Origin of the sequence: Rhodococcus sp. RCBS9, from assembly GCF_029457415.1 — a bacterium.
GTDB lineage: Bacteria > Actinomycetota > Actinomycetes > Mycobacteriales > Mycobacteriaceae > Rhodococcus_F > Rhodococcus_F qingshengii.
This window is the reverse complement of the sequence record NZ_CP120422.1, coordinates 4,403,361-4,428,124: the sequence shown is the minus strand read 5'-3', so window position 1 is coordinate 4,428,124 and position 24,764 is coordinate 4,403,361. Positions and strand designations below refer to the sequence as shown.

At 64.1% G+C, this 24,764-nt stretch carries 28 protein-coding genes and 3 tRNA genes; 11 read left to right on the top strand and 20 right to left on the bottom strand.

Translation table 11 applies throughout. The features are described from left to right. Window positions 1–80 precede the first annotated feature (80 nt). The 6 genes from hadB to P0M12_RS20905 form a co-directional block, all read right to left on the bottom strand. Window positions 81–506 (bottom strand): (3R)-hydroxyacyl-ACP dehydratase subunit HadB, encoded by a 426-nt coding sequence (gene hadB / locus P0M12_RS20930; protein WP_003941909.1) that lies wholly within the window; start codon window positions 504–506, stop codon window positions 81–83. Further along, window positions 493–1,047 (bottom strand): (3R)-hydroxyacyl-ACP dehydratase subunit HadA, encoded by a 555-nt coding sequence (gene hadA, locus P0M12_RS20925; RefSeq protein WP_019744315.1) that lies wholly within the window; start codon window positions 1,045–1,047, stop codon window positions 493–495. The genes hadB and hadA overlap by 14 nt, the downstream gene beginning before the upstream one ends. Window positions 1,048–1,133: 86 nt before the next feature. Continuing rightward, window positions 1,134–1,301: a 50S ribosomal protein L33 gene (gene rpmG, locus P0M12_RS20920; RefSeq protein WP_003941903.1), complete on the bottom strand. Its 168-nt coding sequence runs from the start codon at window positions 1,299–1,301 to the stop codon at window positions 1,134–1,136. Window positions 1,302–1,362: 61 nt separating this feature from the next. Next, window positions 1,363–1,435, bottom strand: a tRNA-Met gene (locus P0M12_RS20915). Window positions 1,436–1,480: 45 nt separating this feature from the next. After that, window positions 1,481–1,553, bottom strand: a tRNA-Thr gene (locus tag P0M12_RS20910). Window positions 1,554–1,884: 331 nt separating this feature from the next. Further along, window positions 1,885–1,967: transfer RNA gene (locus P0M12_RS20905), tRNA-Tyr, on the bottom strand. 224 nt (window positions 1,968–2,191) lie between these two features. Here P0M12_RS20905 and P0M12_RS20900 point away from each other — a divergent pair. Next, window positions 2,192–2,683 carry a YajQ family cyclic di-GMP-binding protein gene (locus tag P0M12_RS20900; protein ID WP_003941854.1) on the top strand — a complete coding sequence of 164 codons (492 nt, stop codon included), beginning with the start codon at window positions 2,192–2,194 and terminating at the stop codon, window positions 2,681–2,683. A 71-nt stretch (window positions 2,684–2,754) separates the two neighbouring features. Here the strand turns inward: P0M12_RS20900 and htpX are convergent, their stop codons facing one another. Beyond that, window positions 2,755–3,618 carry a zinc metalloprotease HtpX gene (htpX, locus tag P0M12_RS20895; RefSeq protein ID WP_007728460.1) on the bottom strand — a complete coding sequence of 288 codons (864 nt, stop codon included), beginning with the start codon at window positions 3,616–3,618 and terminating at the stop codon, window positions 2,755–2,757. Between the two features lie 154 nt (window positions 3,619–3,772). Beyond that, window positions 3,773–4,822, bottom strand: coding sequence for a polyprenyl synthetase family protein (locus P0M12_RS20890; RefSeq protein WP_037129929.1), 1,050 nt, complete (start codon window positions 4,820–4,822; stop codon window positions 3,773–3,775). Window positions 4,823–4,920: 98 nt separating this feature from the next. On the opposite strand from P0M12_RS20890, the gene P0M12_RS20885 reads away from it, so the two are divergent. Further along, window positions 4,921–6,189 (top strand): geranylgeranyl reductase family protein, encoded by a 1,269-nt coding sequence (locus tag P0M12_RS20885; RefSeq protein ID WP_042925612.1) that lies wholly within the window; start codon window positions 4,921–4,923, stop codon window positions 6,187–6,189. A gap of 55 nt (window positions 6,190–6,244) precedes the next feature. Here the strand turns inward: P0M12_RS20885 and P0M12_RS20880 are convergent, their stop codons facing one another. From P0M12_RS20880 to menD, 4 genes are all read right to left on the bottom strand, one after another. Beyond that, window positions 6,245–6,943, bottom strand: a complete 699-nt coding sequence (locus P0M12_RS20880) for a demethylmenaquinone methyltransferase (protein WP_003941879.1) — start codon at window positions 6,941–6,943, stop codon at window positions 6,245–6,247. 37 nt (window positions 6,944–6,980) lie between these two features. Further along, the gene (locus P0M12_RS20875; protein ID WP_197523597.1) at window positions 6,981–8,126 is read right to left on the bottom strand and encodes a glycosyltransferase family 1 protein; all 1,146 of its coding nucleotides are present in this window, start codon (window positions 8,124–8,126) and stop codon (window positions 6,981–6,983) included. A 68-nt stretch (window positions 8,127–8,194) separates the two neighbouring features. Then, window positions 8,195–8,638 carry a DUF3592 domain-containing protein gene (locus tag P0M12_RS20870; protein WP_003941990.1) on the bottom strand — a complete coding sequence of 148 codons (444 nt, stop codon included), beginning with the start codon at window positions 8,636–8,638 and terminating at the stop codon, window positions 8,195–8,197. Further along, a complete protein-coding gene (gene menD, locus P0M12_RS20865; protein ID WP_158170611.1) occupies window positions 8,635–10,248 on the bottom strand; it encodes a 2-succinyl-5-enolpyruvyl-6-hydroxy-3-cyclohexene-1-carboxylic-acid synthase in 1,614 nt (537 codons plus the stop codon). The genes P0M12_RS20870 and menD overlap by 4 nt, the downstream gene beginning before the upstream one ends. Before the next feature lie 68 nt (window positions 10,249–10,316). Between menD and P0M12_RS20860 the strand changes: the two genes are divergently transcribed. Together P0M12_RS20860 and P0M12_RS20855 are read left to right on the top strand one after the other, a co-directional pair. Continuing rightward, window positions 10,317–10,919 (top strand): flavin reductase family protein, encoded by a 603-nt coding sequence (locus P0M12_RS20860; protein ID WP_039972961.1) that lies wholly within the window; start codon window positions 10,317–10,319, stop codon window positions 10,917–10,919. 58 nt (window positions 10,920–10,977) lie between these two features. Continuing rightward, window positions 10,978–11,805: a siderophore-interacting protein gene (locus tag P0M12_RS20855; RefSeq protein WP_042453072.1), complete on the top strand. Its 828-nt coding sequence runs from the start codon at window positions 10,978–10,980 to the stop codon at window positions 11,803–11,805. Between the two features lie 66 nt (window positions 11,806–11,871). On the opposite strand, the gene P0M12_RS20850 is transcribed toward P0M12_RS20855, so the two are convergent. The 3 genes from P0M12_RS20850 to P0M12_RS20840 are packed head-to-tail and all read right to left on the bottom strand — an operon-like array spanning window position 11,872 to window position 14,008. After that, window positions 11,872–12,318, bottom strand: a complete 447-nt coding sequence (locus tag P0M12_RS20850) for a hypothetical protein (RefSeq protein ID WP_003941973.1) — start codon at window positions 12,316–12,318, stop codon at window positions 11,872–11,874. A gap of 48 nt (window positions 12,319–12,366) precedes the next feature. Continuing rightward, window positions 12,367–13,362 carry an o-succinylbenzoate synthase gene (locus P0M12_RS20845; protein WP_158170612.1) on the bottom strand — a complete coding sequence of 332 codons (996 nt, stop codon included), beginning with the start codon at window positions 13,360–13,362 and terminating at the stop codon, window positions 12,367–12,369. A 1-nt stretch (window position 13,363) separates the two neighbouring features. After that, window positions 13,364–14,008 carry a PaaI family thioesterase gene (locus tag P0M12_RS20840; protein WP_037129937.1) on the bottom strand — a complete coding sequence of 215 codons (645 nt, stop codon included), beginning with the start codon at window positions 14,006–14,008 and terminating at the stop codon, window positions 13,364–13,366. 83 nt (window positions 14,009–14,091) lie between these two features. On the opposite strand from P0M12_RS20840, the gene P0M12_RS20835 reads away from it, so the two are divergent. Then, window positions 14,092–14,985 carry a 1,4-dihydroxy-2-naphthoyl-CoA synthase gene (locus tag P0M12_RS20835; protein WP_024487301.1) on the top strand — a complete coding sequence of 298 codons (894 nt, stop codon included), beginning with the start codon at window positions 14,092–14,094 and terminating at the stop codon, window positions 14,983–14,985. A 28-nt stretch (window positions 14,986–15,013) separates the two neighbouring features. Next, window positions 15,014–15,403, top strand: coding sequence for a VOC family protein (locus P0M12_RS20830; protein WP_003941917.1), 390 nt, complete (start codon window positions 15,014–15,016; stop codon window positions 15,401–15,403). A 97-nt stretch (window positions 15,404–15,500) separates the two neighbouring features. Here the strand turns inward: P0M12_RS20830 and P0M12_RS20825 are convergent, their stop codons facing one another. From P0M12_RS20825 to P0M12_RS20805, 5 genes are read right to left on the bottom strand one after another with little or no spacing between them, the layout of a single operon-like run. After that, complete coding sequence (locus P0M12_RS20825; protein ID WP_003942018.1) at window positions 15,501–15,860, bottom strand: hypothetical protein; 360 nt, start codon at window positions 15,858–15,860, stop codon at window positions 15,501–15,503. A gap of 2 nt (window positions 15,861–15,862) precedes the next feature. Further along, entirely contained in the window at window positions 15,863–16,621 is a 759-nt protein-coding gene (locus P0M12_RS20820) for an ABC transporter ATP-binding protein (RefSeq protein ID WP_003941866.1), read from the bottom strand. Continuing rightward, a complete protein-coding gene (locus tag P0M12_RS20815; RefSeq protein WP_007728482.1) occupies window positions 16,618–17,361 on the bottom strand; it encodes an ABC transporter ATP-binding protein in 744 nt (247 codons plus the stop codon). The genes P0M12_RS20820 and P0M12_RS20815 overlap by 4 nt, the downstream gene beginning before the upstream one ends. Further along, complete coding sequence (locus P0M12_RS20810; protein ID WP_003941895.1) at window positions 17,354–19,612, bottom strand: ABC transporter permease; 2,259 nt, start codon at window positions 19,610–19,612, stop codon at window positions 17,354–17,356. The genes P0M12_RS20815 and P0M12_RS20810 overlap by 8 nt, the downstream gene beginning before the upstream one ends. Window positions 19,613–19,672: 60 nt before the next feature. Beyond that, complete coding sequence (locus P0M12_RS20805) at window positions 19,673–21,097, bottom strand: ABC transporter substrate-binding protein (RefSeq protein WP_003942040.1); 1,425 nt, start codon at window positions 21,095–21,097, stop codon at window positions 19,673–19,675. 284 nt (window positions 21,098–21,381) lie between these two features. Here P0M12_RS20805 and P0M12_RS20800 point away from each other — a divergent pair, with 284 nt between their 5' ends. From P0M12_RS20800 to menE, 5 genes are read left to right on the top strand one after another with little or no spacing between them, the layout of a single operon-like run. Then, a complete protein-coding gene (locus P0M12_RS20800) occupies window positions 21,382–22,581 on the top strand; it encodes an inorganic phosphate transporter (RefSeq protein WP_007728486.1) in 1,200 nt (399 codons plus the stop codon). 15 nt (window positions 22,582–22,596) lie between these two features. Next, on the top strand, window positions 22,597–22,860 hold the full coding sequence (locus P0M12_RS20795) for a hypothetical protein (RefSeq protein ID WP_003942079.1): 264 nt from the start codon (window positions 22,597–22,599) through the stop codon (window positions 22,858–22,860). A gap of 54 nt (window positions 22,861–22,914) precedes the next feature. Beyond that, complete coding sequence (locus P0M12_RS20790) at window positions 22,915–23,250, top strand: DUF3349 domain-containing protein (RefSeq protein WP_003941853.1); 336 nt, start codon at window positions 22,915–22,917, stop codon at window positions 23,248–23,250. A 4-nt stretch (window positions 23,251–23,254) separates the two neighbouring features. Beyond that, entirely contained in the window at window positions 23,255–23,557 is a 303-nt protein-coding gene (locus P0M12_RS20785; RefSeq protein ID WP_003941976.1) for a DUF3349 domain-containing protein, read from the top strand. After that, window positions 23,554–24,693: an o-succinylbenzoate--CoA ligase gene (gene menE / locus P0M12_RS20780; RefSeq protein WP_192712111.1), complete on the top strand. Its 1,140-nt coding sequence runs from the start codon at window positions 23,554–23,556 to the stop codon at window positions 24,691–24,693. Before P0M12_RS20785 ends, menE begins: the two co-directional genes overlap by 4 nt. Window positions 24,694–24,764 lie beyond the last annotated feature (71 nt).

The window sequence follows — 24,764 nt, the reverse complement described above, 5'->3', positions numbered from 1 at the left end:
AGGGCAGCGCGCAGCGCTGAGGAATCCCAGAAATCTCAGTGTACTTCAAAGCCCCGGAACAAACACAATCCGCCCTGCGATCAGGCTAGACGGACCGTGGCAGTGGCACGACCGAAGATCTTCTTACCTTCGGACTTGGCCACAATTGCCAGTACTGCGGTCTTGCTTTCTTCGTCGATCGACTTCACCTTGGCGGTGAACTCGATCTCGGCAGCCTTGTCGGCTGCCACGATCACCGGGCTCGTGAACCGTACGTTGTACTCGGTCACTGCGCCCGGATCTCCCAGCCATTCGGTGACGTAGCCGGCACCGATGCCCATGGAGAGCATGCCGTGCGCGACGACGTCCGGCAAGCCGGCAAGTCGTGCGACCTCGTCACTGAAGTGAATCGGATTGGGATCTCCCGAAACACCCGCGTAGTTGGCGAGGTTTCCACGCGTCAGGGTGACGGACTTCTCGGGGAGAAGTTCGCCGACACTCACGTCGGAAAATTTACGAAGCGACATGCATCATCACGTCCTTGACTGCGTGGGCGATGTTCTCGTCCACTTCCCCACCCGTTCGAGCAACAAGCGTCGTCCACGTGGTGACGACGGCTTCGTCGTTCTGATCGGTGATGATGTTCTTGGTCACGATGATGTCGCTACCTGCGGCCTGCCTGAACGAATCCAGGAAGACGTCGCAGAAGAGTCGGTCACCGACCTGCATGGGCTTGTGCAGCACCAAGCGCTGATCGGTCTGAAGAATCTGACTCAGGTCGTAGCCTGTGACGATCTCTTCGAACAGACGTCGCTGAGCAATGGCACCCACGATGGCGACGAACGTGATGGGAGCGATCAGGCCGTCGTATCCGAGGCCCTTGGCTGCCGACTCGTCGTAGTGCGCGGGATGGGCGTCCTGGACGGCGCGAGCGAACTCGCGTACCTTCTCGCGTCCGACCTCGTAGAAGTCTTCGACACGATAGTGGTGACCGACCATCTGGACGGCATGAGCGGCCGGGTCCGTAGGGACCTCGGCCGCTGCCTGGTTCTCTTGCAAATCTGTCACGCGGTGAGACTCTCTTCTAGCTAGGACCCGAAGACGCAGGCCCAGAGAGGGTCTTCCGCGAAAATCGTCGTCCTGTTAAGGACTTACTACTTCGACTCGCGATGCGACTGGTGGGTTCCGCAGTTGGGGCAGAACTTCTTGAGCTCCAGGCGATCGGGGTCGTTGCGCCGATTCTTCTTGGTGATGTAGTTGCGGTGCTTGCATACCTCGCAGGCCAAGGTGATCTTGGGCCGAACGTCGGTCGAGGAGGCCACGGGATGCCTTCTTTCGGGTGTATCTGATTACGAGCAATCAGGGTGGATCATGCATATTGTGTAGCGGTGACCGGACTTGAACCGGCGACGCAACGATTATGAGTCGTTTGCTCTACCAACTGAGCTACACCGCCTCGGTGTCGAGTGTCGCGCGGAAAGCACGGCACCACAATCCAGCGAGCCCCCTAACGGAATCGAACCGTTGACCTTTTCCTTACCATGGAAACGCTCTACCGACTGAGCTAAGGGGGCGTGGCTCAGGAGCGCGTTGCCGCTCTCTTGAAGCCTCCGAAAGATTACACACGAACGAGCGCCAGCACCAAATCCGCTGGTCATCGGGGCAAAAATGGTGCCGGAGCCCATTGTTGCACCGATCGAGGCCGCTGGCGAGGGCTTTGCGGGAACCAACTTGACCCCGCACTCCCCCTGAAACCATCCCCCGGGGCCCATCCCGAGGTCCCTGAGCCTCCGACACCCCTGAGCCGAAGCCGGCGCCTGCGTCGCCAACGCGCGCTCGACCTCGGTACACGCACAAAAAAAGTCAGCCCCGACTCTCGCGAAGAGAATCGGGGCTGACTTGGTGTGGCAGATGTAGGATTCGAACCTACGTAGGCATAAGCCGACGGATTTACAGTCCGCTCCCATTGGCCGCTCGGGCAATCTGCCGTGCTTGCACCAGGCTTCGATCCGGCGCATTCGCAAGTATATCGCGACGTGCGGCGGCCGAAAACGGCTTCCTCGGTGCGGTGAGAAGAATACAACGAACACACCCCCATTTTGCAAACCGGGTGGTAACGGGCGGTGCCGACCCGATAACGTCGAGGTGTCCACCGGTATGGAAGGTGGGCGGAACTCGATGTTCGTGAACTACCGGAAAGCGGGAGTGTGAAGTGGCTGATTCGTCCTTCGACGTGGTGAGCAAGGTTGACCGTCAAGAGGTGGACAACGCCCTGCATCAGGCTGCCAAGGAGTTGACCACGCGTTTCGACTTCCGAAACACGGGAGCGTCGATCGAGTGGTCTGGTGAAGAGACGATCACGTTGAACGCCGACACCGAGGAGCGACTGCTGGCCGCCCTCGACGTGTTCAAGGAGAAGTTGATCCGTCGTGACATCTCGCTGAAGGCATTCGATGCCGGCGAGCCGGCGCAGTCCGGAAAGATCTACAAGCTGTCCGGAACCTTGGTCCAGGGCATCAGCAGCGAGAACGCGAAGAAGATCACCAAGAAGATTCGCGACGAGGGCCCCAAGGGCGTCAAGGCGCAGATCCAGGGTGAGGAACTTCGTGTGAGCAGCAAGAAGCGCGACGACCTCCAGGGCGTCATCTCCCTGCTCAAGGGTGAGGACTTCGGGATCGCCCTGCAGTTCGTGAACTACCGGTAGTAGGGGCTGCGCCCCTGTGCGCCTTTTTGGTAGTTCCGACGACCAGAAAGGCTCACAGGGGCCGAAGGCCCCTACATCCCCGCCATCTTCTCCAAACGCTCGATCCGGTCCGCCATGGGCGGATGCGTCGAGAACAGCTTGCTGACCTTGTCCCCCGCCCTGAAGGGGTTGGCGATCATCAGGTGGGACTGCGCCGCGAGCTTGGGCTCAGGCGGCAACGGCGCGGCTGCGACGCCCGACTCGAGCTTGCGCAGCGCCGACGCCAACGCCAGCGGGTCACCGGTGAGCTCGGCTCCCGATTGATCCGCCTGGTACTCGCGAGAGCGCGAGACGGCCAGCTTGACCACGGTTGCCGCGATCGGTCCCAGTAGGGAGACGAGCAGCAGCGCGATCGGATTGCTTCCCTGCCCGTTCCCTCGGCCGCCGAAGATGCTCGCGTACATCGCGAAGTTGGCCAGGCCAGAGATGACGCTGGCCATCGCGCCGGCCACGGACGAGATCAAAATGTCCCGGTTGTAGACGTGGGAGAGTTCGTGCCCGAGCACGGCACGCAGTTCGCGTTCGTTCAGGATCTGCATGATGCCGCTGGTCACGCACACCGCGGCGTGCCGAGGGCTACGACCGGTGGCAAACGCGTTCGGGGCGTTCGTGGGGCTGACGTACAGCCTGGGCATCGGTTGGTGCGCCGTCGTGGCGAGTTCGCGCACGATCCGGTAGATCGCCGGTGCCTCGACCTCGGTGATGGGCTGGGCGCGCATCGATCGAAGCGCCAGCTTGTCGCTGTTGAAGTACACGTAGGCATTCATGCCGACGGCAAACAGAACGGATCCCCACAGAAGGAACGGGCTGTTGAACAGCGAGCCGATGAAGACGATCAGCGCCGACATCCCCACCAACAAGCCGAATGTCTTCGCACCGTTCGCGTAGCCGTGCAAACCGCTCACCTCTTGCCTCGCTGGAGCCGAAGGCTCACCCGAACTCCCCGGTGTATGCACCGGTTCTGTTCAGTCAACGAAGGACAGGGTCATCAGGGTTCCCACCCCAGTGACTGTCGGGGTTTCCACCCGGTAGCCCCGATTCGCCGAGGTGTCAGCCGACTCGTTCGATCGTGTAATCGACGAGACGCACGAGCGCTTCGTTGGCCGGTCCCTGCGGGAGCTCAGCCAACTGAGCTTTCGCCGCGACGGCATACTCGCCCAGCTTTGCCTTCGCCTTGACCATGCCCGGCGAACGCTCGAGCAGTTCGAGGGCCTCTTCCACCAGGGCATCTTCGGTAACCGGGCCCGCGAGAAGCTCCCGCAGGCGATCTGCGTCGGCCCCTTCTTCGCGGAACGCGTACAGGACGGGCAGGGTGTGGACTCCCTCGCGCAGGTCGGTGCCGGGCGTCTTGCCGGACTGCGCCGAGACGGACGAGATGTCGATGATGTCGTCGGAGATCTGGAACGCGGTGCCGACGGCGTCACCCAGGCGCTCGAGGCGCTCGATGTGAGCTGCGTCGGCGCCGGAGAAGGTGCCGCCGAAGCGTCCCGAAGCAGCGATCAGCGAACCGGTCTTCTCCCACACGACCTTGAGGTAGTGCTCGACCGGATCCTGCTCCTTCTTGACACCGATCGTCTCGCGCATCTGGCCGGTGACCAGTTCGGCGAATGTTTCGGCGATGATCCGAACGGCCTCGGGTCCGAGCGTCGACACCAGTCGTGATGCGTGCGCGAACAGATAGTCGCCGGCCAGGATCGCCACGCTGTTTCCCCAGCGGGCATTGGCGCTGGGTGCTCCGCGCCGCATGGACGCCTCGTCCATGACGTCGTCGTGATAGAGCGTCGCCAGGTGAACGAGTTCGGTGACAGTCGCTGCGGTGATGATCGACGGATCGTTCGGCACCGGTCCGAGTTGCGCGGTCAGGATCGTGAACAACGGACGGAAGCGCTTTCCACCAGCTCGCGCGAGATGCAGCGCGGCCTCGGTGAGGAAGTCTTCTCCGTCGGACAGCTCGCTGACCAACAACTCCTCGACATCGGAGAGTCCACCACGCACTACTGCGGCGAGCTGTTCGTCGCCCAGGTCGATGCCTGCAACGACGGTGCTCGATGCGGTTGCGTCGGCAGCAGTCTTTTCGGTGCTCACGATGTCAGTACCCATTCCTGTCGTCAGTGACGGCTCGGTTCCCACGGTAGTGAACCTAGCGGTTCGCACTCGGGACGGCCTCGCCACGGTGGCGATCGCGAGCCTGGGAAGATGTGAGTGTGTCCGTAGAAGAGCAGTCCCCCGTCGTCGATTCGCTTCCGAACGAAACCGACATTGTGGTCATCGGCGCAGGTCCCGCGGGTTCTTCGGCCGCGGCGTGGGCCGCCCGCAGCGGCCGAGACGTCGTGCTGGTGGACGCTGCCGTCTTCCCGCGAGACAAGACTTGTGGTGATGGACTCACTCCGCGCGCCGTGGCCGAACTGGATCTCCTCGGCCTCGGCGAGTGGGTTCGGTCACACACGACGAACAAGGGACTACGGTTGTCCGGCTTCGGACAAGAACTCGAACTCGAGTGGCCGGGGACGTCGTTCCCGCCGATCGGCAGTGCGATCCCTCGGACCGAACTCGACGACGCCATTCGCCGGTGCGCCGTCGAATCCGGCGCGGTCATGGTCGAGGGCACCAAGGCCGTCGACGTCGAACTCGACGGTGATCGAGTAGCCGCCGTCGTACTCGCCGGCCCCTCGGGACGAAGCACCCTTCGTTGTCGGACGCTGATCATCGCCGACGGCGTTCGCTCGACGCTCGGCAAGAAGCTGGGACGGCAGTGGCACCGGGACACCGCGTACGGCGTCGCGGCACGCGCGTATGTCGCGACGCCGCGCAGCGCCGACCCGTGGATCACCTCGCATCTGGAACTGCGGGACACCGAGGGCACGTTGCAGGCGGGGTACGGCTGGATCTTCCCGCTCGGCACCGGCGAGGTGAACATCGGCGTCGGGACACTGGCGACGTCCAAGCGCCCGGCACCAGGTGCCCTGCGACCCTTGCTGGACCTCTACACCGATCAGCGCCGAAGCGAGTGGCAGTGGAGCAGCGAAATACATTCCGTCGCTTCGGCTTTGCTACCCATGGGTGGAGCCGTTTCCAACATCGCCGGACGCAACTGGGCCGTGATCGGCGACGCCGCAGCGTGTGTGAACCCGCTCAACGGTGAGGGCATCGACTACGGCCTCGAAGGCGGACGTCTGGTGGTCGAACAGCTCGGCGCCGACGATCTGACGGAGCTGTGGCCGACCGTGCTTCGGGAGCACTACGGGCAGGCGTTCTCGGTCGCGCGCCGGCTCGCAGGCCTGCTGACGGTTCCGCAGTTCCTGCCCGCGTCGGGTCCGATCGCGATGCGCTCACGGGCACTGATGACGGTCGCCGTTCGGGTGATGGGGAACCTCGTCACCGACGCCGACGTCGATCTGACGGCGAAGGCCTGGCGGGCGTCGGGGGCCGCGTCGAGAAAGATCGACTCCCGGCCGCTGTTCGGTTGAGCAAGTGCTGTGCGCCTTTATTAACCGCCGGGGGTTGATAAAGGCGCACAGCAGTTCAGGCAGTGGCGTAATGCAGCGCCACGATGCCGCCGGTGAGGTTGCGCCACTTGACGTTCTTCCAGCCGGCAGCCTCGATCTTGCGGGCCAACTCTTCCTGGGTCGGCCAGGCGCGGATCGATTCGGCGAGGTACACGTAGGCGTCGGGGTTGCTGCTGACGGTGCGTGCGACCTGCGGGAGCGCCTTCATCAGGTACTCCATGTAGACCGTGCGGAAGGGCCCGAAGACGGGCGTCGAGAACTCGCTGACGACGAGACGTCCGCCCGGCTTGGTGACGCGGGCGATCTCACGCAGTCCGGCTTCGAAGTCGGAGACGTTGCGCAGGCCGAAGGAAATCGTCGCGGCGTCGAACACGTTGTCGGCATAGGGCAGGTACATCGCGTCACCTGCGACCATCGGAACTTTGCGCGAGATTCCGGCCTTGAGCATTCCCTTGGAGAAGTCGGTGGCGACGCACCAGGCACCGGAGCGCCCCAGTTCGACGGTCGAGACTCCGGTTCCGGCGGCGAGGTCGAGTACCTTCTCGCCCGGCTTGAGGTCGAGGGCTTCGCGGGTGGCCTTGCGCCAACCCTTGTCCTGGCCGAAGGACAGCACGGTGTTGGTGAGGTCGTATCGCTCCGCGACGTCGTCGAACATCGACGCGACTTCGTGCGGTTGCTTCTCGAGAGTTGCTCGGGTTCCGTGTGTAGTGGCCACACCCGAAACGCTACCAACCCTCGGGCAGCGAGGGCGTTCAGGCTGCTCTGGCACCCGTTCGCCGCCCGAGGCCCTGCACGTCCTCGTAGTGACGGAGCAACTCTTCGCAGATTGCCGGCCAGGTCCGGTGCAGCACCGAGCGCCTCGCCGCGGAGCCGAACTGCACCCGCAGATCACGCTGACGAAGTGCGTCGACTGCGCTTGGCAGGAGTTCGGTGAACCTGTCCGTCGGCAGGAGGTAGCCGTTGCGGCAATGCGAGATCAGGTCACGTGGTCCGCCGGCGTCCGGTCCGACGACAGGCACACCGCTCGCGAGGGCTTCCTGGACCGCCTGGCAGAAGGTCTCGTGCTCGCCGGGGTGAACGAATACGTCCAGGCTCGCATAGGCGTCGGCCAGCGCGGTACCGCCCAGTTGTCCGGTGAAGATCGCGTCCGGCATCAGTCGTCGTAGGTTCTCGCGGTCCGGGCCGTCTCCGACGACGACGATCTGCACACTGGGATCGCCGGCCAGGGCCGCCAATCGTTCGACGTGCTTTTCGGGCGCGAGGCGACCGACGAAGCCGACCACCAACCGGTCGCTGTCGCCGATCCAGGACTGCCGCAACACCGAGCTACGACGCGAAGGCGCGAATCGTTGTGCGTCGACGCCGCGGGCCCATCGGTGCACGCGCGGAATGCCGTGCTCTTCGAGGGCGTCGACTGCCGACGTGGAGGGCGCGAGGGTCCTGTTGCAGCTCTTGTGGATTCGACGGGTCCACGCCCATGCGGCGCGGCTGGTGACGCCGAGCCCGTAGCTTTCGGCAAATCCGGCGACGTCGGTTTGGTAGACCGCGACGGTGGGGATTCCGAGGCGTTTGGCGACGGCCACTCCTCCGGCGCCGAGCAGGAACGGTGACGCCAGATGGACGACGTCGGGCGCGAAGGTCCGCACGGCCGTGGTCAATCGTGGTTGCGGCAGGCCGACGGGAAGTGAACTGACTTTGGGCACCATGACGGCTGGCACCCGAACCACCTGAACGCCTTCGTGTTCGGTGGCGGCAGAGGTGTCGGATCCGACAGTGTCCGGCGCAATGACCATGGCGTCGTGGCCAGTGCGATCGAGGTGTTCGAGCACGCGTAGTACCGAGTTGGTGACGCCGTTCATGTTGGGCAGGAATGACTCCGCAACGATGGCTACTCTCACACCGAGAACGGTGACAGGGCCAGGAAAAGTCCACGTCATGTTCGTGTGAAGTTCGGGCGAAGCGCGAACTAACTCGAGGCGACCGGCGCCGAACTTGCCGCCTGCGCTTCCCGCTTGCGCAGGTACCAGATCGACGGTCCGGCCAGGAGCCACGTCACGACGATCACCGATCCGGCCGGGATCAGTGCCACCGTCGCGTTACGTCCTGCTACCCGAACCAAATCGGGCTCGGTCCTGTAGTACTCCACCTCGATGCGCTGTCCCACAGTCAGATTGGTGGGGTAGAGCACGCCGAGTTCAGGGTTGTGATTCGCGCCGTCCGGTGTCACGAAGCTGATCGCCGAACGTAGCGAGCCCGCCGAGAGCACCTCGGCGGTTGCGGTCCCCATGTTCGATTCGATGGTCCGATCGTTGCGCCAGGCACCGAGAACCAGAATCACCGCGAGCACGGAAATGCCGACCGCAACCACCAGCACACCGATGCGGAGGCGACGCAGAACCGTTTGCGTCACAGCTGTGCCCGCACGGAAGCGTGGAGTTCGCGCAGCCCACTGCGATCCGTCGCGACCTCGAGCACACGAATGCCGTTGGCCGGTTGCGCCAGCGTCGTTGCCAGGGCGTCGACGGTGACCGCTGCGTGCGGCACGCGGTAGGCCGCACAGAGCGCGGCCAGGTCCATGCCGTGCGGAGTTCCGAAGACTCGCTCGAAGACTCCGGCGTACTGCGGGTCGCCTTGTTCGAGGAGCTCGAAGATACCGCCGCCGTCGTCGTTGGCGACGACGATGGTGAGGTCGCTCGGCCTCGGCTCACCGGTCCCGATCAGCAGCCCGGACGCGTCGTGCAGGAAGGTCAGGTCGCCCATGAGAGCGACGGTCCGGCCGCCCTCGTACGCCAACGCGGCGCCCACCGCCGCCGAGACGGTGCCGTCGATACCTGCGACGCCGCGATTCGACAGCACCCGCACGGCGGGCTTGGGATAGCTCACGAGGGCCGCGTCGCGAACAGGGTTGGATGCGCCGAGCAGAAGCTGGTCGCCGTCCGCGAGAGCATCCATCACAGCAGCTGCCACGTGCAGGCCGGTGGCCTTGGGGTGGGCGTCGAGTTGCTTGCGGACGGCAGTTTCGGCGTGTTCGGTCAGCGCGGCGCATCGAGCGATCCAGGCGGGATCGGGAGTCCCGGTGACCACTGCTCTGGTTCCGGTGGCGAGTACGTTGCCGGATACGTCCGGCCAGCGCGGCCCGGTAGTCAGCGCGTAGACGTCGACGCCCGGGTCGGCCAGCACCTTCGAGACCTGACGATGCAACGTCGGGCGGCCGGTGATGATCGCCTGCTTGGGCTTGAGTTGCGAGAGCGCGAGTGGATGCAGTGCGATCCCGTGCATCGGAGCCGTCGGCTCGGCCACCGTCGGCAGGCTGGCCAGCTCAGGCCGAAGCGCACTACCGTGTCCGGAAATGACCACCGTATCTGCGGTGAGGTCCAGATCGACGGGAACGTCGAGCGTCGCATTCTGGGTGGTGGTCCAGGCCGCACCGCCGGGACGGCCCTCCGGGACCGGCCCCTGCACGTGCACGTCCGGCACCAGCGGCTCACGAAGTGGAATGTCGAAATGCACCGGACCCGCGTTTCCGGATCGGGTTCCGCGGGCAGCGGCGAGGACCCGGCAGACCGCCGAGCGCCACTGGCTGTTCTGCGTCGAATCGTCCTCCGCCAGGCCCAGGCTGATGGTTGCGCGGACTTGACTGCCGAAGAGCCCGAGCTGCTCGACGGTCTGGTTGGCGCCGGTGCCGAGCATCTCGTACGGCCGGTTGGCGCTCAGGACCACCAGCGGCACTCGCGCGTAGTTGGCCTCGAGGACAGCGGGTCCGAGATTCGCGACGGCGGTCCCGGAAGTCATCACGATGGGGACCGGTCGTTTCCCGGCGATTGCCAGTCCGAGTGCCAGAAAGCCTGCTGTCCGCTCGTCGATCCGCATGTGCAGACGCAACCGGCCGTCGAGGTCGGCGGCCTGGAGGGCGAATGCGAGGGGCGCGTTGCGAGAGCCTGGACACAGCACGACTTCACGCACGCCACCACGAACCAGTTCGTCGACGACGGCTGTGGCTTGTGCAGTGGACGGATTCACGCCTTCAAGAGTGTCAGATGTTCGGGCGCAAGCATGCCCAGGGGCGGGGACAGCGGCATTATGTGTGGGTGCGCACACTCTTCGATCCAGCCGAGCTCGAACCCCGCCGGTTCTATCAGTTACTCACCGCTTCGGTGGTCCCCCGGCCGATTGCCTGGGTGTCCACCCTGTCGGCGGACGGCGTCGGCAATCTGGCTCCGTACAGCTTTTTCACCGTGGCAAGTTCGGCGCCGCCGATCGTGCAGTTCACGTCGGTCGGACGCAAGGACAGTCTGCGCAACATCGAAGCGACCGGCGAATTCGTGATCAACCTGGCGACTGCCAGGCTTGCCGACGTGGTGAACCAGAGTTCCGCCTTCTACGACGCCGAGGCCGACGAGTTTCTCGAGTTGAACATCCGTAGCGAGCCGAGCGAGCGGGTTCGCCCCGTACGGGTCGCCGACTCCCCGATCGCCATCGAATGCACGCTCCACCAGGTCATCGAGGTCGGCAATTCATTTGTCGTGATGGGAAATGTGGTGGCGGTCGCAGTACGTCCCGAGGCTGTCGCCGACGACGGCCTACCGGACTTCGCGGCAATCGCACCGATGAGCCGACTTGGCCGAGCGCAGTGGGGTCTTCCTCCCGAAGTCGTCGAAAAGGACAGACCCACCACTCCACAGCGACCGTAAATCAGGTTAGGGTTACCTGATTAGGTACGAGTAACAGATAATCAGGGAGCAACCAGTCATGGCCAAGCGCGCCAAGTTCGTGAAACCGGCCTCACGCAGCATCGTGTCGGCGCAGGTCGTGGCGAACAAACGAATCAGCCCCAGCTTCATCCGGGTGACCATTGCCGGCGAAGAGCTGTCCACCATCGCTCCGATGGGTGCCGATCAGTGGTTCCGCATGTTCATCCCGCAGGTCGGCCAGAGTGAACTCCGGTTGCCGAGCGCGGCCAGCAATCTCTGGTATGCGCAGTACCTGTTGATGTCCAAGGACACGCGACCCGTCGTGCGCAACTACACGATTCGCGCCTACCGTGCCGCCGGATCCGGTCTCTTCGGCGAGACCACGGAGATCGACATCGACTTCGCTTATCATGGCGACATCGGCCCGGCATCCGCGTGGGCGGACACCGCGTCGGCCGGCGACGAGGTCGCCCTCTTGGACGAAGGCTGCATCTACAACCCCACACCCGAGGCCAAGTGGCAACTGCTCGTCGGCGACGAGAGCGCACTTCCCGCGATCATCGGCATTCTGGAATCCGCGCCCGCAGACCTGCGTGCCGAGGTCTTCGTCGAGATTCCGAACATCGAAGACAAGCAAGACATTCCGGAGTTGGCGAACGTCAACGTGCATTGGCTCGTTCGCGAGGACGAACACGCGACGCCGGGTGTTCTGACCCTCGAGACCGTCCGCGCCGCCGAACTGCCCGAGGGGCCGTCGTACACCTTTGTCGCCGGCGAACAGGCACTCACCACCGGGCTGCGTCGGCACCTCGTGAACGACCGGAAGTTCGCCAAAACCGACATCACCTTCACCGGCTTCTGGCGCCACGGACATTCGGCTCACTGACAAACGCACCGAAAACGACGAGTGGCCCGAGAGAAACTCCCGGGCCACTCGTCGTTTTACGTTCGCTTATGCAGCGTGCTTCTGGATCACATCGCCCAGACGCGGCAGAGCTGCAGTCACATGCTTCTTCGCCGAACCGCGCAGCTTCGAGTACATCGACTTGACGACGGCCTTGTCGCTGCCCTCGATACGCTCGTCCGTCACCTCGAGGAGGGAATCGGCAACCGCGTCACCGCGGGCGCTGATGAAATCGGCGAAGCTGCCTTCGCCGGAAGCCGAGAATTCCTGCCAGTACGGCTCGAGCTTTGCCACGAAAGCCGGCAGAAGCGCGGTGACGGCGTCCGGCACGATGGACGGGCTCACCTTCTTGACCGCGCCGTAGCCACCCTTGAGAGCCAGCCCTGAGGCCCCCGACTTATCCGAAACCTCTGCGTCGATCAAGGTCTGCACGTCCGCGACGACCGCGGGAACCCGTGATTCCTCGAGCAGGGTTTCGTTCAGAGCTGCAACCACTTTCGATCCCTTCATTCTTCACTGATGTTCATCAGGTCGCGCCCGAGACTATACGAAATTCGGCTGGTCCCTACTGCCGAGTATCCGATGGCAGCGCCGAGCCCGCTCCAGCCACCAGTCACGCCGGTCCGCGGGCGCGGCCAGCGTCTCGAGCAGAACCGGATCAGGCTCGACGGCACCCACCGACAAAGCACCGTCGACAGCTGCCCCGGTGACCGCGACATCCCGGACGAACAGGCCGCCGGTACCGAGTCCGCAGGCAAACGGAAGGGTGGGCAACGCTGCCGCGGCCGCCAGTCCCGCGGACATCCCCACAGCCGTGTCCAGAGCACTAGAGACCACCACCGGCACCCCGTAGTCCGCCAGCTGCGCCGACAGCGCCACCACAGCACGCATTCCGCCCAGCGGCGGCACCTTCACGACGGCCACGTCCGCTCCGCCCGCTCGTACGACGCGCAGCGGGTCCTCGGCACGGCGAATGCTCTCGTCGGCAGCGATCCGCACACCGGTCCCCGCGGCGCGGACCCTGACCAGTTCCTCGACGCTTGCACAAGGCTGCTCGGCGTATTCGAGTTCACCGTCATCGGTGATCGCTCGCAAGGCCGTGATCGCCTCGTTCACACTCCACCCGCCGTTGGCGTCGACGCGCACGTTCGGGATGTGCCGACGCACCTCGTTCACCCGGGCGACGTCCTGCGCCAGCGACTGTCCCTTCTCGGCGACCTTGACCTTGGCTGTCCGGGCGCCGGGGAAGCGCTCCAGCAATTCCGGAACGGCAGACGCGTCGATCGCCGGCACGGTCGCGTTGACGGGAACTGCGTCACGAAGCGCAGGCGGCGGACCCAGCCACGCCGCTTCGATACCCGCGAGCAGCCACTGCGACGCCTCTTCGTCGTCGTACTCGACGAAGGGTGCGAATTCTCCCCACCCGGCCGGGCCGCGAACGAGCAGGGCCTCACGAGTCGTGATGCCGCGAAAGCGAACTCGCATCGGTAGTGCGAGCACCACGGCGTCCGCGATCAGATCGTCGAACGAGGGGAACATGTCAGGGCTGTCCCGGAAGCAGTTCGATCATGAGCGCCTCACCGTCGGCGAGGAGCTTGCCGTCGAGATCGGTCAGGCGCGCGCTGACAAAAGTCTTGCGACCCTCGACCCGATCCACCTGCCCCTCGATCACCAGTTGTTGATTGAGCGGAGTGATCGCGCGGTAATTGATGTGGAGGTAGCCGGTGCGGGAGATCGGACGGCCACCCGCGTGGACCGTCATCCCGAAGACGTCGTCGAACAGCAAGGGCAGGACACCGCCGTGAGCGGCGCCGTTGCCGCCCAGGTGGTAGCGACGGAAGACGCCGGTACTGCGGACTCCTTCGGTGTCGAACTTCTCGACCATCCACGGGAGCATGAGGAGGCTGCCGCGTCCGGGCAATTGGATGTTCGAGCCCGCGGGCGACTTGCCTTCCGGGACCTCGTACGGAGTCAACCGATCGGCAAGCTCTTCGGCTTGCGTAGCGATGTCTGCGAGTACGTCGTCGGGAACATTGGTCGAGACGGCAAGGTCCTGCAACCTGCGCATCGCTTCGACGAAGCGGCCGAAGTCCGGACCTGCGGGAGTGTGCCGGAACCGTGGAAATCCGCCCCGCTTCTCACCGTCTGTGACGATCTCCGTGCCGTCTGCGGTTTGTTCGCTCATGACCTGCACGTTAGCGCGCCCGGGAACGTGTTCTACCTCAGGTATCCGTTAGACGCGCGAGCCGTGCCTCTATCGTGGCTCAGGTGACCTTCAACCCGCAGCTCTGGCGCCCTGTCCCCGGATTCGAGAACCTCACCGACATCACCTACCACCGGCATGTCAGCCAAGGCACCGTTCGCGTCGCCTTCGACCGACCGGAAGTACGTAATGCGTTCCGCCCGCACACCGTCGACGAGTTGTACCGCGCACTCGATCACGCCCGGATGACCTCCGACGTGGGAGCGGTGCTCCTGACCGGCAACGGACCGAGCGAGAAGGACGGCGGTTGGGCGTTCTGCTCGGGCGGAGACCAGCGCATCCGTGGCCGCAGCGGCTACCAGTACGCCGAAGGTGAAACGGCGGACACCGTCGACAAAGCACGCGCCGGGCGCCTGCACATCCTCGAGGTCCAGCGCTTGATCCGCTTCATGCCGAAGGTCGTGATCTGCCTGGTCAACGGCTGGGCTGCGGGCGGCGGCCACAGCCTGCACGTGGTGTGCGACCTGACGCTCGCCAGCCGCGAGCACGCACGGTTCAAGCAGACCGACGCCGACGTCGGAAGCTTCGACGGCGGCTACGGCAGCGCCTATCTGGCAAAGATGGTGGGCCAGAAGTTCGCTCGCGAGATCTTCTTCCTGGGTGAGACGTACACCGCCGAGGAAATGCATCAGATGGGCGCGGTCAACAAGGTTGTCGACCACGCTGAACTCGAAAACGTCGCGATCGACTGGGCCGGCAAGATCAACGGCAAGTCGCCGCAGGCACAGCGGATGCTCAAGTACGCGTTCAACCTGCAGGACGACGGGTTGGTCGGCCAGCAGCTGTTCGCCGGTGAGGCAACACGTTTGGCGTACATGACCGACGAGGCCGTCGAGGGTCGTGACTCGTTCCTCGAAAAGCGTGATCCCGACTGGTCACCATATCCCTGGTATTTCTGACACAGTAGGTGCGAGAGGGAGGTCGGACGTGGAGATTCTGAGCAGTCGGACGATATTGCGCCCGAGCGAGTACGAACGAACGCTGAGCTTCTACCGAGACACCCTCGGTCTGGCGATCGCTCGTGAATATCCCGGCGGCACAGTCTTCTTCGCCGGCCAAGGTCTGATCGAAGTCGCTGCGCACGGCGGCACCGGCGAGGGCGGCTTTCGCGGCGCGATCTGGCTGCAGGTCCGGGACCTCACTGCCGTTCAGACCGAACTGGTTCTCGCCGGGGTCAAGATCGCGCGCGAGGCAAGACAGGAACCGTGGGGTCTACACGAGATGTGGATCGCCGACCCGGACGGGACACCGATCGTGATGGTGCAGATCCCGGAGGACCATCCCATCCGACGCGATTCCCGGCCACCGTCCGCGTAGTCGAGACACCGCGGTAGTCGAGACACCGCTGTAGCCGAGCAGTGACAGATGCCCGCCACGACTTTCGTGGCGGGCATCTGTCGGTTCTTCGCAGAGATCAGTTGCGCGTGCTCAGCGCCTGAGAGATCTGATCTGTCTGTGCCTGGCCCTCGAGCAGTTGGCGAACCAACCACAGCCGCAGCACCTTTGCCACCGATGCGGCTAGGAAGAGTGCGGCACCGACCACTGTCAGGGCGAGGAAAACCACGGTGAGGATCTGGTACGACACCAGATCCCGCAGGTCCGAGAGCGTCAGCGAAGAGATGTAGACGACGAAGGCGCCGACCACTCCGACGACCATGAGCACCAGGCCCGCGATGCGCGTCGCCGCGTCGCCGCCTGCCTGCTTCTTGTCCAGCTTCAACTCTGCGATGTTCTTCTTGAATTCCTCACGGCGATCTTCGGCGAGAGTAGTCATCGTCATCCTCCTAGATAACTGGTAGAAAGTTCGTTTTCGATGTCGTGTGGATCGCCGGTCTTGACGACGCGTCCCTGCAACATCAGTGCGGCCGAGGTCGCGATGGGCAGCACCGCTCGCGCGAACTGCTCGGCGACGAGAATGGAAATGCCTTCGGCTGCAAGCGAGCCGACGACGTCGTACATCTGCGAGACGATTCGAGGTGCGAGACCCATCGACAGCTCGTCGAGCAGGAGCACCGTCGGGTGAGTGCCGAGTGCCCGTGACAGCGCCAGCATCTGCTGCTCACCACCGGACATCGATCCGGCCAACTGTCCGCGCCGCTCCCCCAGGATCGGGAACCTGCCGTACGCAACCTCTTCGAGTTCGGCCAGCCCGACGCCCGTTCCGGTGGCGATCCACAGGTTTTCCCGCACAGTGAGGTTGGCGAAGATCCCGCGTCCTTCGGGGATGGAGCAGACCCCCAGCCGAGCCAACTCCGAAGGCTCGACTCCGTTCACGACCTGGCCCGCGAGCCGGAACTCGCCGCGGGTGACCGGAAGGACGCCCGAGCAGATCTTGAGCGTCGACGTCTTGCCGCCACCGTTGGGTCCGAGTAGCGCCACCACGGCGCCCGGTTCCAGAATCAGGTCCACCCCGTGCAGAACTTCGATGGATCCGTAACCGGCGCGGACACCGGACAGTTCGAGCAACGGTTCGGCGCGGTCGGGGCTGCGTATACCCTCGTCGATTTTCGCCTCGCCAATTTTCGCTGACGTCATACCGCCTCCTCCTCGGTCCCGATGTAGGCCGCGATCACTTCCGGATCCGTCCGGATCTTCTCCGGATCACCCGAGGCGAGGACTGCGCCGTAGTCGAGCACGTGGATGGTCGAGCACACTTTCATCACCAGCGGAATGTCGTGCTCCACCAGACAGATTCCGAGTCCACCCGCAGCAAGTTCGGTGAGCATCTCGGCAAAGACCTCGGTTTCCTGCTCGGTCTGACCCGAGGCCGGTTCGTCGAGCAGCAGCACTCGCGGGTCGGTCATGAGCGCCCGTGCAACTTCGACGACGCGGGCGCGTCCGGTGGGGATGTCCGCGACGTCCTTGTCCGCGACATCCGTCAGCCCGGTCAGCTCCAGCAGACGATCCGTCTCGCTGTCCACGTCGATCTTGTTGCGGCCGTTCGCCTTGTGGATGTCTCCGGCGACGCGCAGGTTGTCACGCACCGACAGCGAGACGAACAGTTCGAGCCGCTGGAAGGTACGTGCCAGCCCGCGCCCCGCCCGCTTGTGCGGCGGCAGCTTCGTCACGTCGACGCCACCGAGGAACACCTGACCGGAGGTGGGTTTCTGCAGCCCGGTGATGGTGTTGAAGAGCGTCGTCTTGCCGGCACCGTTCGGTCCGATGAGTCCTGTCACCGTTCCGGGTTGCACGGTGAGCGAAACGTCCTTGACCGCGACGTGTCCACCGAAACGAACGCTCACACCGCGCGTTTCGAGAAGTGGTGTATCAGACATGGACGGTCAACTCCTTCGGCGAGCCACCCTGGTACTGAGGAATCCCCAGTTCGCGGTCGATCTCGTCACGGATCTCGGGGCTGTAAGGGACATCGATCCCGATGTCCTCGGGAACGACTGTCGCTTTGGCGGCCAGTTCCTCCGGAGTGAGAACCGCGCTGGGCATGACCATCTCACCGATCACCGGCAGCATGAACACCACCGCGATCGTGATGGACGCGAACCACCAGTTGCCGAGTACACCGGTCAGAGCAAGGACGTAGGTCAGCAGAACGACTGCGGCGCCGCCGATCAGAACAGGCTTGGCACCGGCGAGCCGTCGGTAGCCCTCGATCACGCTGTGGACCGTTCCGCTGGGGTTCGCGCCGACGCCGATGCCGATCAGTGCCGGGCTGACTGCCGCGATGTTGCCGAAGAGCAGCCACATTCCCTCCAACTCCGGTTGCGCCGAAGCCAGATTGGTGAACGAGACCATGATGACCGCAAACCCGATTCCGGCCATCAGTCCTCCGAACAGGGCGCCGGTGACGTATCCGATACCCGCGACGACGGTCAGCATGAGCAGCGAGAGGCTGACCATGATGGCAAAGCTCTCGCCCGAGACGGACCCCATGGCGCTCGACATCAGAATGCCGCCGAGACCGGCGATCCCCGAAGAGATCATGAAGACACTCAGCTTGAGCCGAACCAGGCTCTGTCCGAGCATGGCCGAACCGGCCGGGCTGTCCTTCATCGCAGCGAGTCGGCGCCCGTAGCCGCTGTTACGCAACGCGATGACGCCGACGCCGAGTATCGAGAACAGCGCGGTCACGGTCATCAGGAACACCGTCTCGTTGCTCAGATCGAGCGGACCGATCTTCAGCGGAGGGAGGGCGATGTTCCCGTCCTTGAACAGCGAGTACTTCATGCCGAACATCTCGTGTTCGGTGGTGTCACGAAGAACCATGTTGGAGAGGAACACTCCGAAGGCCATGGTTGCCAGCGCGAGATACAGCCCTCTCAGCCGCAGCGCCGGTAGGGCGACGAGGCCACCGATCACGGCGGTGACGAGGACTCCGACGACGATGCCCCACAGGTTGAGGTGCGCAGCCAACCCGGAACCGGAGATCCCGAAGTGGAAGGCCACGATGGTAGCGATAGCGCCGAAAGACACCGGCGCCAAGTTCAATTCACCCGCGTAACCGGTGAGGAGTGTGAGCGAGAGCGCGATGATCGCGAACGTCATTCCGATGGTCAGTGTGGTGACGGCGGAGGTCACCATCAGCAGACGGATCAGGTACACGATGACGATCAGTGCCACGCCCCAGACGACGGCCTTGCGCACGCTCGGAACGTGGTAACGCTCGCGAGTACGGGTGACCGCTCCACGCAACCGGTCCTGTGGGAGCACGATCAGCACCACGAACAGCGCGATCATCGGCAGGGAGACACGGAAATTCGACGTCCAACTCCAACTCGTCGGGAAGTACGCCAATACGTACGTACCGGCAAGCCCGAGGACCACGGCGCCGACGAACGTGCGCGGAATGCTGCGCAACCGGCCGAACATGGCCGCGGCAAACGCGTCGATCACCAAGAGTGTCAACATGTTCGCCTCGAGTGTGCCGCCACTGATCGGGGTGATCAGGATGCCGGCCAGGACTGCGAGCGTCGAACCCATCGCCCAGGACAGGGCCGCAAGACGCTCCGGATTGTGGCCGTTGAGGCGCAACAGTTCCGGATCGTCGACGACGCCGCGCATCGCGACACCGGCGCGGGTGCGCGTGAACAGGATGCGCAGGCCGACGGCGATGGCGATCGCAACGAGGATGCAGATCAACTCGTGGTAGCGGATGCTCGCGCCGAACACCGTGATCTTGGACTGGTCGCCGAAGAACATCTGCATCGTCCGAGCGGTCTCGGGGTGCCAGAACCAGTGCGAGATCGAGAGCATTCCGAGCAGGATCGAGACCGTCACAACGATTTTGGTGACCTCGGCGGTATCGCGCAGACCCTTCATGATCAGGACGTAGAGGCCGAGGCCCATCAGTGGCCCGACCAGGACGAGTGAAATCAGCAAGGCGACGAAAGTGGGAAGTTCCCAGCCGTAGCGCAACTGCCAGTAGATGAACGCACCGAGCATTGCCTGTGCACCGTGCGCGAAGTTGAAGATGCCTGACGTGTTGTACGTGAGTACCAGCCCGGAGGCGGCGATCGCGTACACCGACCCCAGGACCAGGCCCAGGATCGTGAAAGTGACAAAAGTGTTCATGGCTGAACCCTCGTTAGGGACTCGGGCGGCGGTTGGCGCTCGCCGCCCGAGTCGGAAGAATCAGGACTGCGGCTTGATGACGTTGGCGTTCTGGTACTTCGTCGACACGCGGTCAGCGCCGAGTTCGGTTCCCCAGGTGCTCTTGTCGGTCGCGACGAGGTACTTGGGGTCACACTTGAATTCGCCCGCGGTGGACGGGAACGCCTGCGCGTAGGTACTGCCCTTCAGCGAGGTCATGAGTCCGCAGGTGGCCGGCATGTTCTTGCCGGGATCGGTGACGGCGTGCAATCCGCCGCCGTCCCACTCGTGAATGTTCGAGAGTTCGTTCACCATGCACTGACGCGTCAGATCGCTACCGCACTCGTCCGCGGCGGCCGCCCACAGCAGGAACGACGACGCCGCCTGCATACCGAGGAGCGCGGTCTTGCCACCCTGCTCGGAGACCAGATCCACGTACTTCTTAACTGCGGGCACCTTGTCCGCGTTCTCGAGCATCTGGAAGGTCATGCCCGCGTTGAGGTTGTCGAGCAGTCCGGTGTCCTTGTTCCAATCGGAGACGGTCGCGCCGTACCAGGTGGCTTCACCGAAGAAGATGGGATCGATCCCGACCTGGTCGAGGGCCTTCACGAAGTTCAGCTCCGACGGGCTTGCCGATCGTGACGTCCAGATCCCCTTCGCGCCGCACTCCTTGTACTTCTCGGCGAACGGCACATAGCTCGATTCCCCCTCGTAGTTGAGTGTGACGCCGCAATCCTTGAGCTTGAAACCCGCAGCCTCGGCGATCGAGCGAATCTTCGTGGTGGAGCTGATGATCGTGGGCATCGTGCTGTTGACGACGTCGAAGTCGTTCACCAGATCGGGGTGCATCTCGGCCATCTGGAACCACTGCGAACCGTTCGCGTAGTCGACCGGGAACGGGACACCCTGGAATGTCATCGGTCCGTTGGCTGCGTCGGGTGACACGGTGAAGCCTGGCACGGACACCAGGTTGCACGCGACACGCGTCTGCTCGGCGGTCTGATCCATCGCGAAGCCGTAGCCGACCATCATGAACTGGCTCGCGCACGCTTCCTGCATGACCGAGTTGGCCTGCGTCATCGCGGCGTCGTAGTCGGTACCGACAACCTTGCGGCCGTTGATGCCGCCCTGATCGTTGCACCAAGAGATGAGCGCGTTCACCGCATCGCTCATTTCCTTGTTCAGCCCAGGAGACTTCACATAACCGCGGTCGTCACCGAACCCGATTTTGATCTCGGTGTCGCTGACGCCTTGATCGGTTGCGCCGGTGGCGTCGCCTTCACCACAGGGCGAATCGAGGGTGCCGAACTTCGCGTCGGATGTGCTCGACGCAAGGTCTGCGCTGACGCCGGGTCCGCCGACAGCGACGGCGTAGGGATCGTCACCACGATTCGATGCGCAGGCTGACGCCAGAACGGCGGTCGCGGCGAGTGCCACGATCAGCTTCGTGGACTTGTTGGGCTTCACGGTCGGAGCTCTCCTTCTCACTGACAGACACCGAGAAACAGGGGTGAAACCCCTGTTCCGGTGCGCTCGGTGCCCGTAGGTAATCAGCGTTTAAAACGGTCCGAATGTGCCTTCCCGGTGAGTGAGACCAAAAAGTGAGGTCCCACACAGGGTTCCGATTTCGTGGCGCTGAACACATCGCGAACGGCAGCGCCGCAGCCCACGCGCGGGGACGTACTCCGCGGAGCCCCTGTTCGCATCCCGTTCGCTGTACTTTTACGCGTTCGATACGCACAATTCACGTTGTGACCGCAGAGCTCGTAATCCTCCTGGTGGTAGTTGTCACCGCCCTCGCGTTCGATTTCACGAATGGTTTTCACGACACCGGTAACGCAATGGCCACCTCCATCGCGACCGGAGCACTCAAGCCCAAAGTTGCGGTCACACTTTCCGCGATCCTGAACCTGGTCGGTGCGTTCCTGTCCGTCGAGGTCGCCGCGACGGTAGCCAAAGGCGTCGTCAACCTCGGTGCGGTCAGTGGGCAGGATCTGCTGCTGATCGTCTTCGCCGGTCTCGTCGGCGGAATCATCTGGAATCTGGCGACCTGGCTGCTCGGATTGCCGTCGAGCTCCTCACACGCACTGTTCGGCGGATTGATCGGCGCCGCAATCGCCTCCATCGGTATGGGCGGCGTCGAGTGGGGTGGAGTTCTGACCAAGGTCGTCGTCCCCGCGATCCTCGCGCCGGTCGTCGCGGCCCTGGTCGCAGGCGTCGGTACCAAGCTCGTGTACCGAATCACCGCATCCGTCAAGGAAGACGAGCGTGAGCGCGGTTTCCGTTTCGGCCAGATCGGCACCGCCTCATTGATCTCACTTGCGCACGGCACCAATGACGCCCAGAAGACTATGGGCGTCATCTTTTTGGCCCTGGTCGCTCACGGCACCATCACCGCCGAGACCGAGATGCCGTTCTGGGTGAAGTTCACCTGTGCCGTCGCGATCGCTCTCGGCACATACCTGGGCGGTTGGCGCATCATCCGCACCCTGGGCAAGGGCCTTGTCGAGATCGCCGCGCCGCAGGGTCTGGCAGCCGAAGCGTCGTCCGCAGCCATCATTCTCACGTCGAGCCACCTCGGACTCCCCCTCTCGACCACCCACGTCGCCACCGGATCGATCCTCGGTACCGGCATCGGGCGCAAGGGCGCCGAGGTCCGCTGGGGCGTCGCAGGCCGGATGGCCGCCGCCTGGTTGATCACCTTGCCGTCGGCCGCAGTGGTCGGCGCCATCTGCTGGGCACTCGCGCATCTGATCGGCGGCCTGGCCGGCGTGCTCGTCGTCTTCGCTGCCCTCATCGCGTTCGCGATCTTCATGTACCTGCGTTCGCGTAAGGAACCCGTAGACGCCGCCAACGTGACCGCCGAATGGGACGAGAATCCGGATGCGACGGCTCGCGAGATTCCGACTGCTGATCCCACTCCGTCCACCGAACCCACTCGCAACTCCTGAAAGGGGCGCAAGAGAATGCATCTACTCACCGATACCCTCGATTCGCTCTGGCAGGTAGTGGCAGTCGGACTGCTCTTCGGAGCCGGACTGCCGGCGATCTTCGCCTTCGGCCTCAAGTCGCTGAGTCTGCCGAACGCCGACGGCACCGAAGGACCGTCCACCCTGGGTAAAATGGGTGCGTACCTCTGTTTTGCGGTCGTGCTCGTCACGATCTTCGCCGGAATTCTGTTGTTGATGAAGAACTTCTTGGCCAGCACGTTCGGAATCCACGTCTTCTGAGTGGTCGTCGCGGCGCACCACTGAAACCACCGAAACGAAAATGAGGCCGAGGATTTGAGCAAGTATTCATTGCGCAGCGTGCTCGACTGGCTGCGTGCCGGGTATCCCGAGGGCATCCCGGACAAGGATCATTTTGCGCTGCTCGCCGTTCTCCGTCGTCGTCTGACCGACGAGGAGATCGAGCAGGTCGTTTCGATGTCCATCGAGTCGGCACACGAAGTGCCGGACCGCCACGTCGACTACGACACCATCCGCGCCATCATCGAGGGAATCCTCAACGAGGAGCCGTCCGAGGACGACGTCGATCGTGTCACCGAAAGGCTGCGCGCAGGTGGGTGGCCGGTCATCGAAGACGTGGACACCGACAACGAAGTTCGAGACGTGAGCTGACGTCATGGCCCTTCCGCCCTTCCTCACGTCGATAGTCGGCTGGTTGCGGGCCGGCTATCCCAATGGCGTCCCCGAGCAGGACTACATCCCACTTTTCGCGCTCCTCACTCGCAGACTCTCCGAAACCGAGGTCGACGCCGTCGCCGACGCGTTGATCGAGGACGGCGATCTACCCATCGAGAAGACCGACATCCAGGTCCTCATCACGAAGATCACCAACGAGATGCCACTCGAAACCGACGTCGACCGCGTACGAAGCCATCTGGCTGCCGGTGGTTGGCCGCTGGCTGGACCGGACGTCCGGTGAACGTTCTTCGCACACTGGCTGTTCCACAGGGTGAGGCGGTCTTCGAGGTACTGCCTGCCATCGCGCAGATCCTGGACGGCGTGCACGACGCCGTGCTTCCCGTCCCTGCGGCCGACGCACGCGAGACGGCCCGACTGAGCGACGCTCTGCACCCAGATCAGCCCATCGACGACGGCATCTCGCTGGTGGTCGCCACGTCGGGGACCACCGGAACCCCGAAGGGCGCGATGCTCACCGCGAGCGCACTGCGAGCCAGCGGCGACGCGACCCATGAACGCCTCGGCGGCACCGGATCCTGGTTGCTGGTTCTCCCCCCGCACCACATCGCCGGGATGCAAGTTCTGTTGCGCAGTGTCCTCGCCGAAACACGACCGGTGATCGTCGACGTCAGTGCGGGTTTCGACCCTGCCGCATTGCCGGGCGCTGTCGCCGCGATGAGCGGACCGCGCCGCTACACCTCGTTGGTGCCGACGCAGTTGGTCAAGGCACTCGGTGATCGCTCCGCGGTCGAGGCTCTGGCTTCGCTCGACGCGGTTCTGCTCGGCGGCGCTGCTACTCCCGCACCGGTACTCGCGCAGGCCACCGAAGCGGGCATCACCGTCGTCCGCACCTACGGGATGAGCGAAACGTCCGGCGGTTGCGTCTACGACGGAATCCCGTTGTCCGAAGCACAGATTCGTATCGACGACGGGCGAGTACTGCTGGGCGGACCGATGCTCGCGTCCGGGTACCGCGGGCTTCCCGACCACCCCGCTTTCGCCGAGCCCGGGTGGTTCCGGACCGACGACGCCGGATCAGTGGTCGACGGAGTCCTGCGCATCACCGGCCGGTTGGACGAGGCAATCTCCACCGGCGGGCTGACCGTCGTACCGCAGGTGGTCGAGGCCGCGCTGGCCGATCACCCCGCCGTTCGCGAGTGCGCGGTGATCGGCATCGAGGACCCGCGGCTGGGGCAGCGGGTGGTGGCCGTCGTCGTACCAGAGGGCGAAGCTCCGACGCTCGACGAACTGCGCGCACATGCTCAGCGGACACTCGACGTCACCGCGGCGCCGCGGGAACTCTTCGTCGTGGACGCGCTCCCCCTGCGTGGACCGGGCAAGCTCGACCGCGCCGCCCTGGTGGCTCGGTTCAGCTAGCAGCCGCAGCACCGACCTCGCGCGCTGTGCAAGTAACCGCAAGTTCCACGCAAGGTCCATGCAAGATCGGT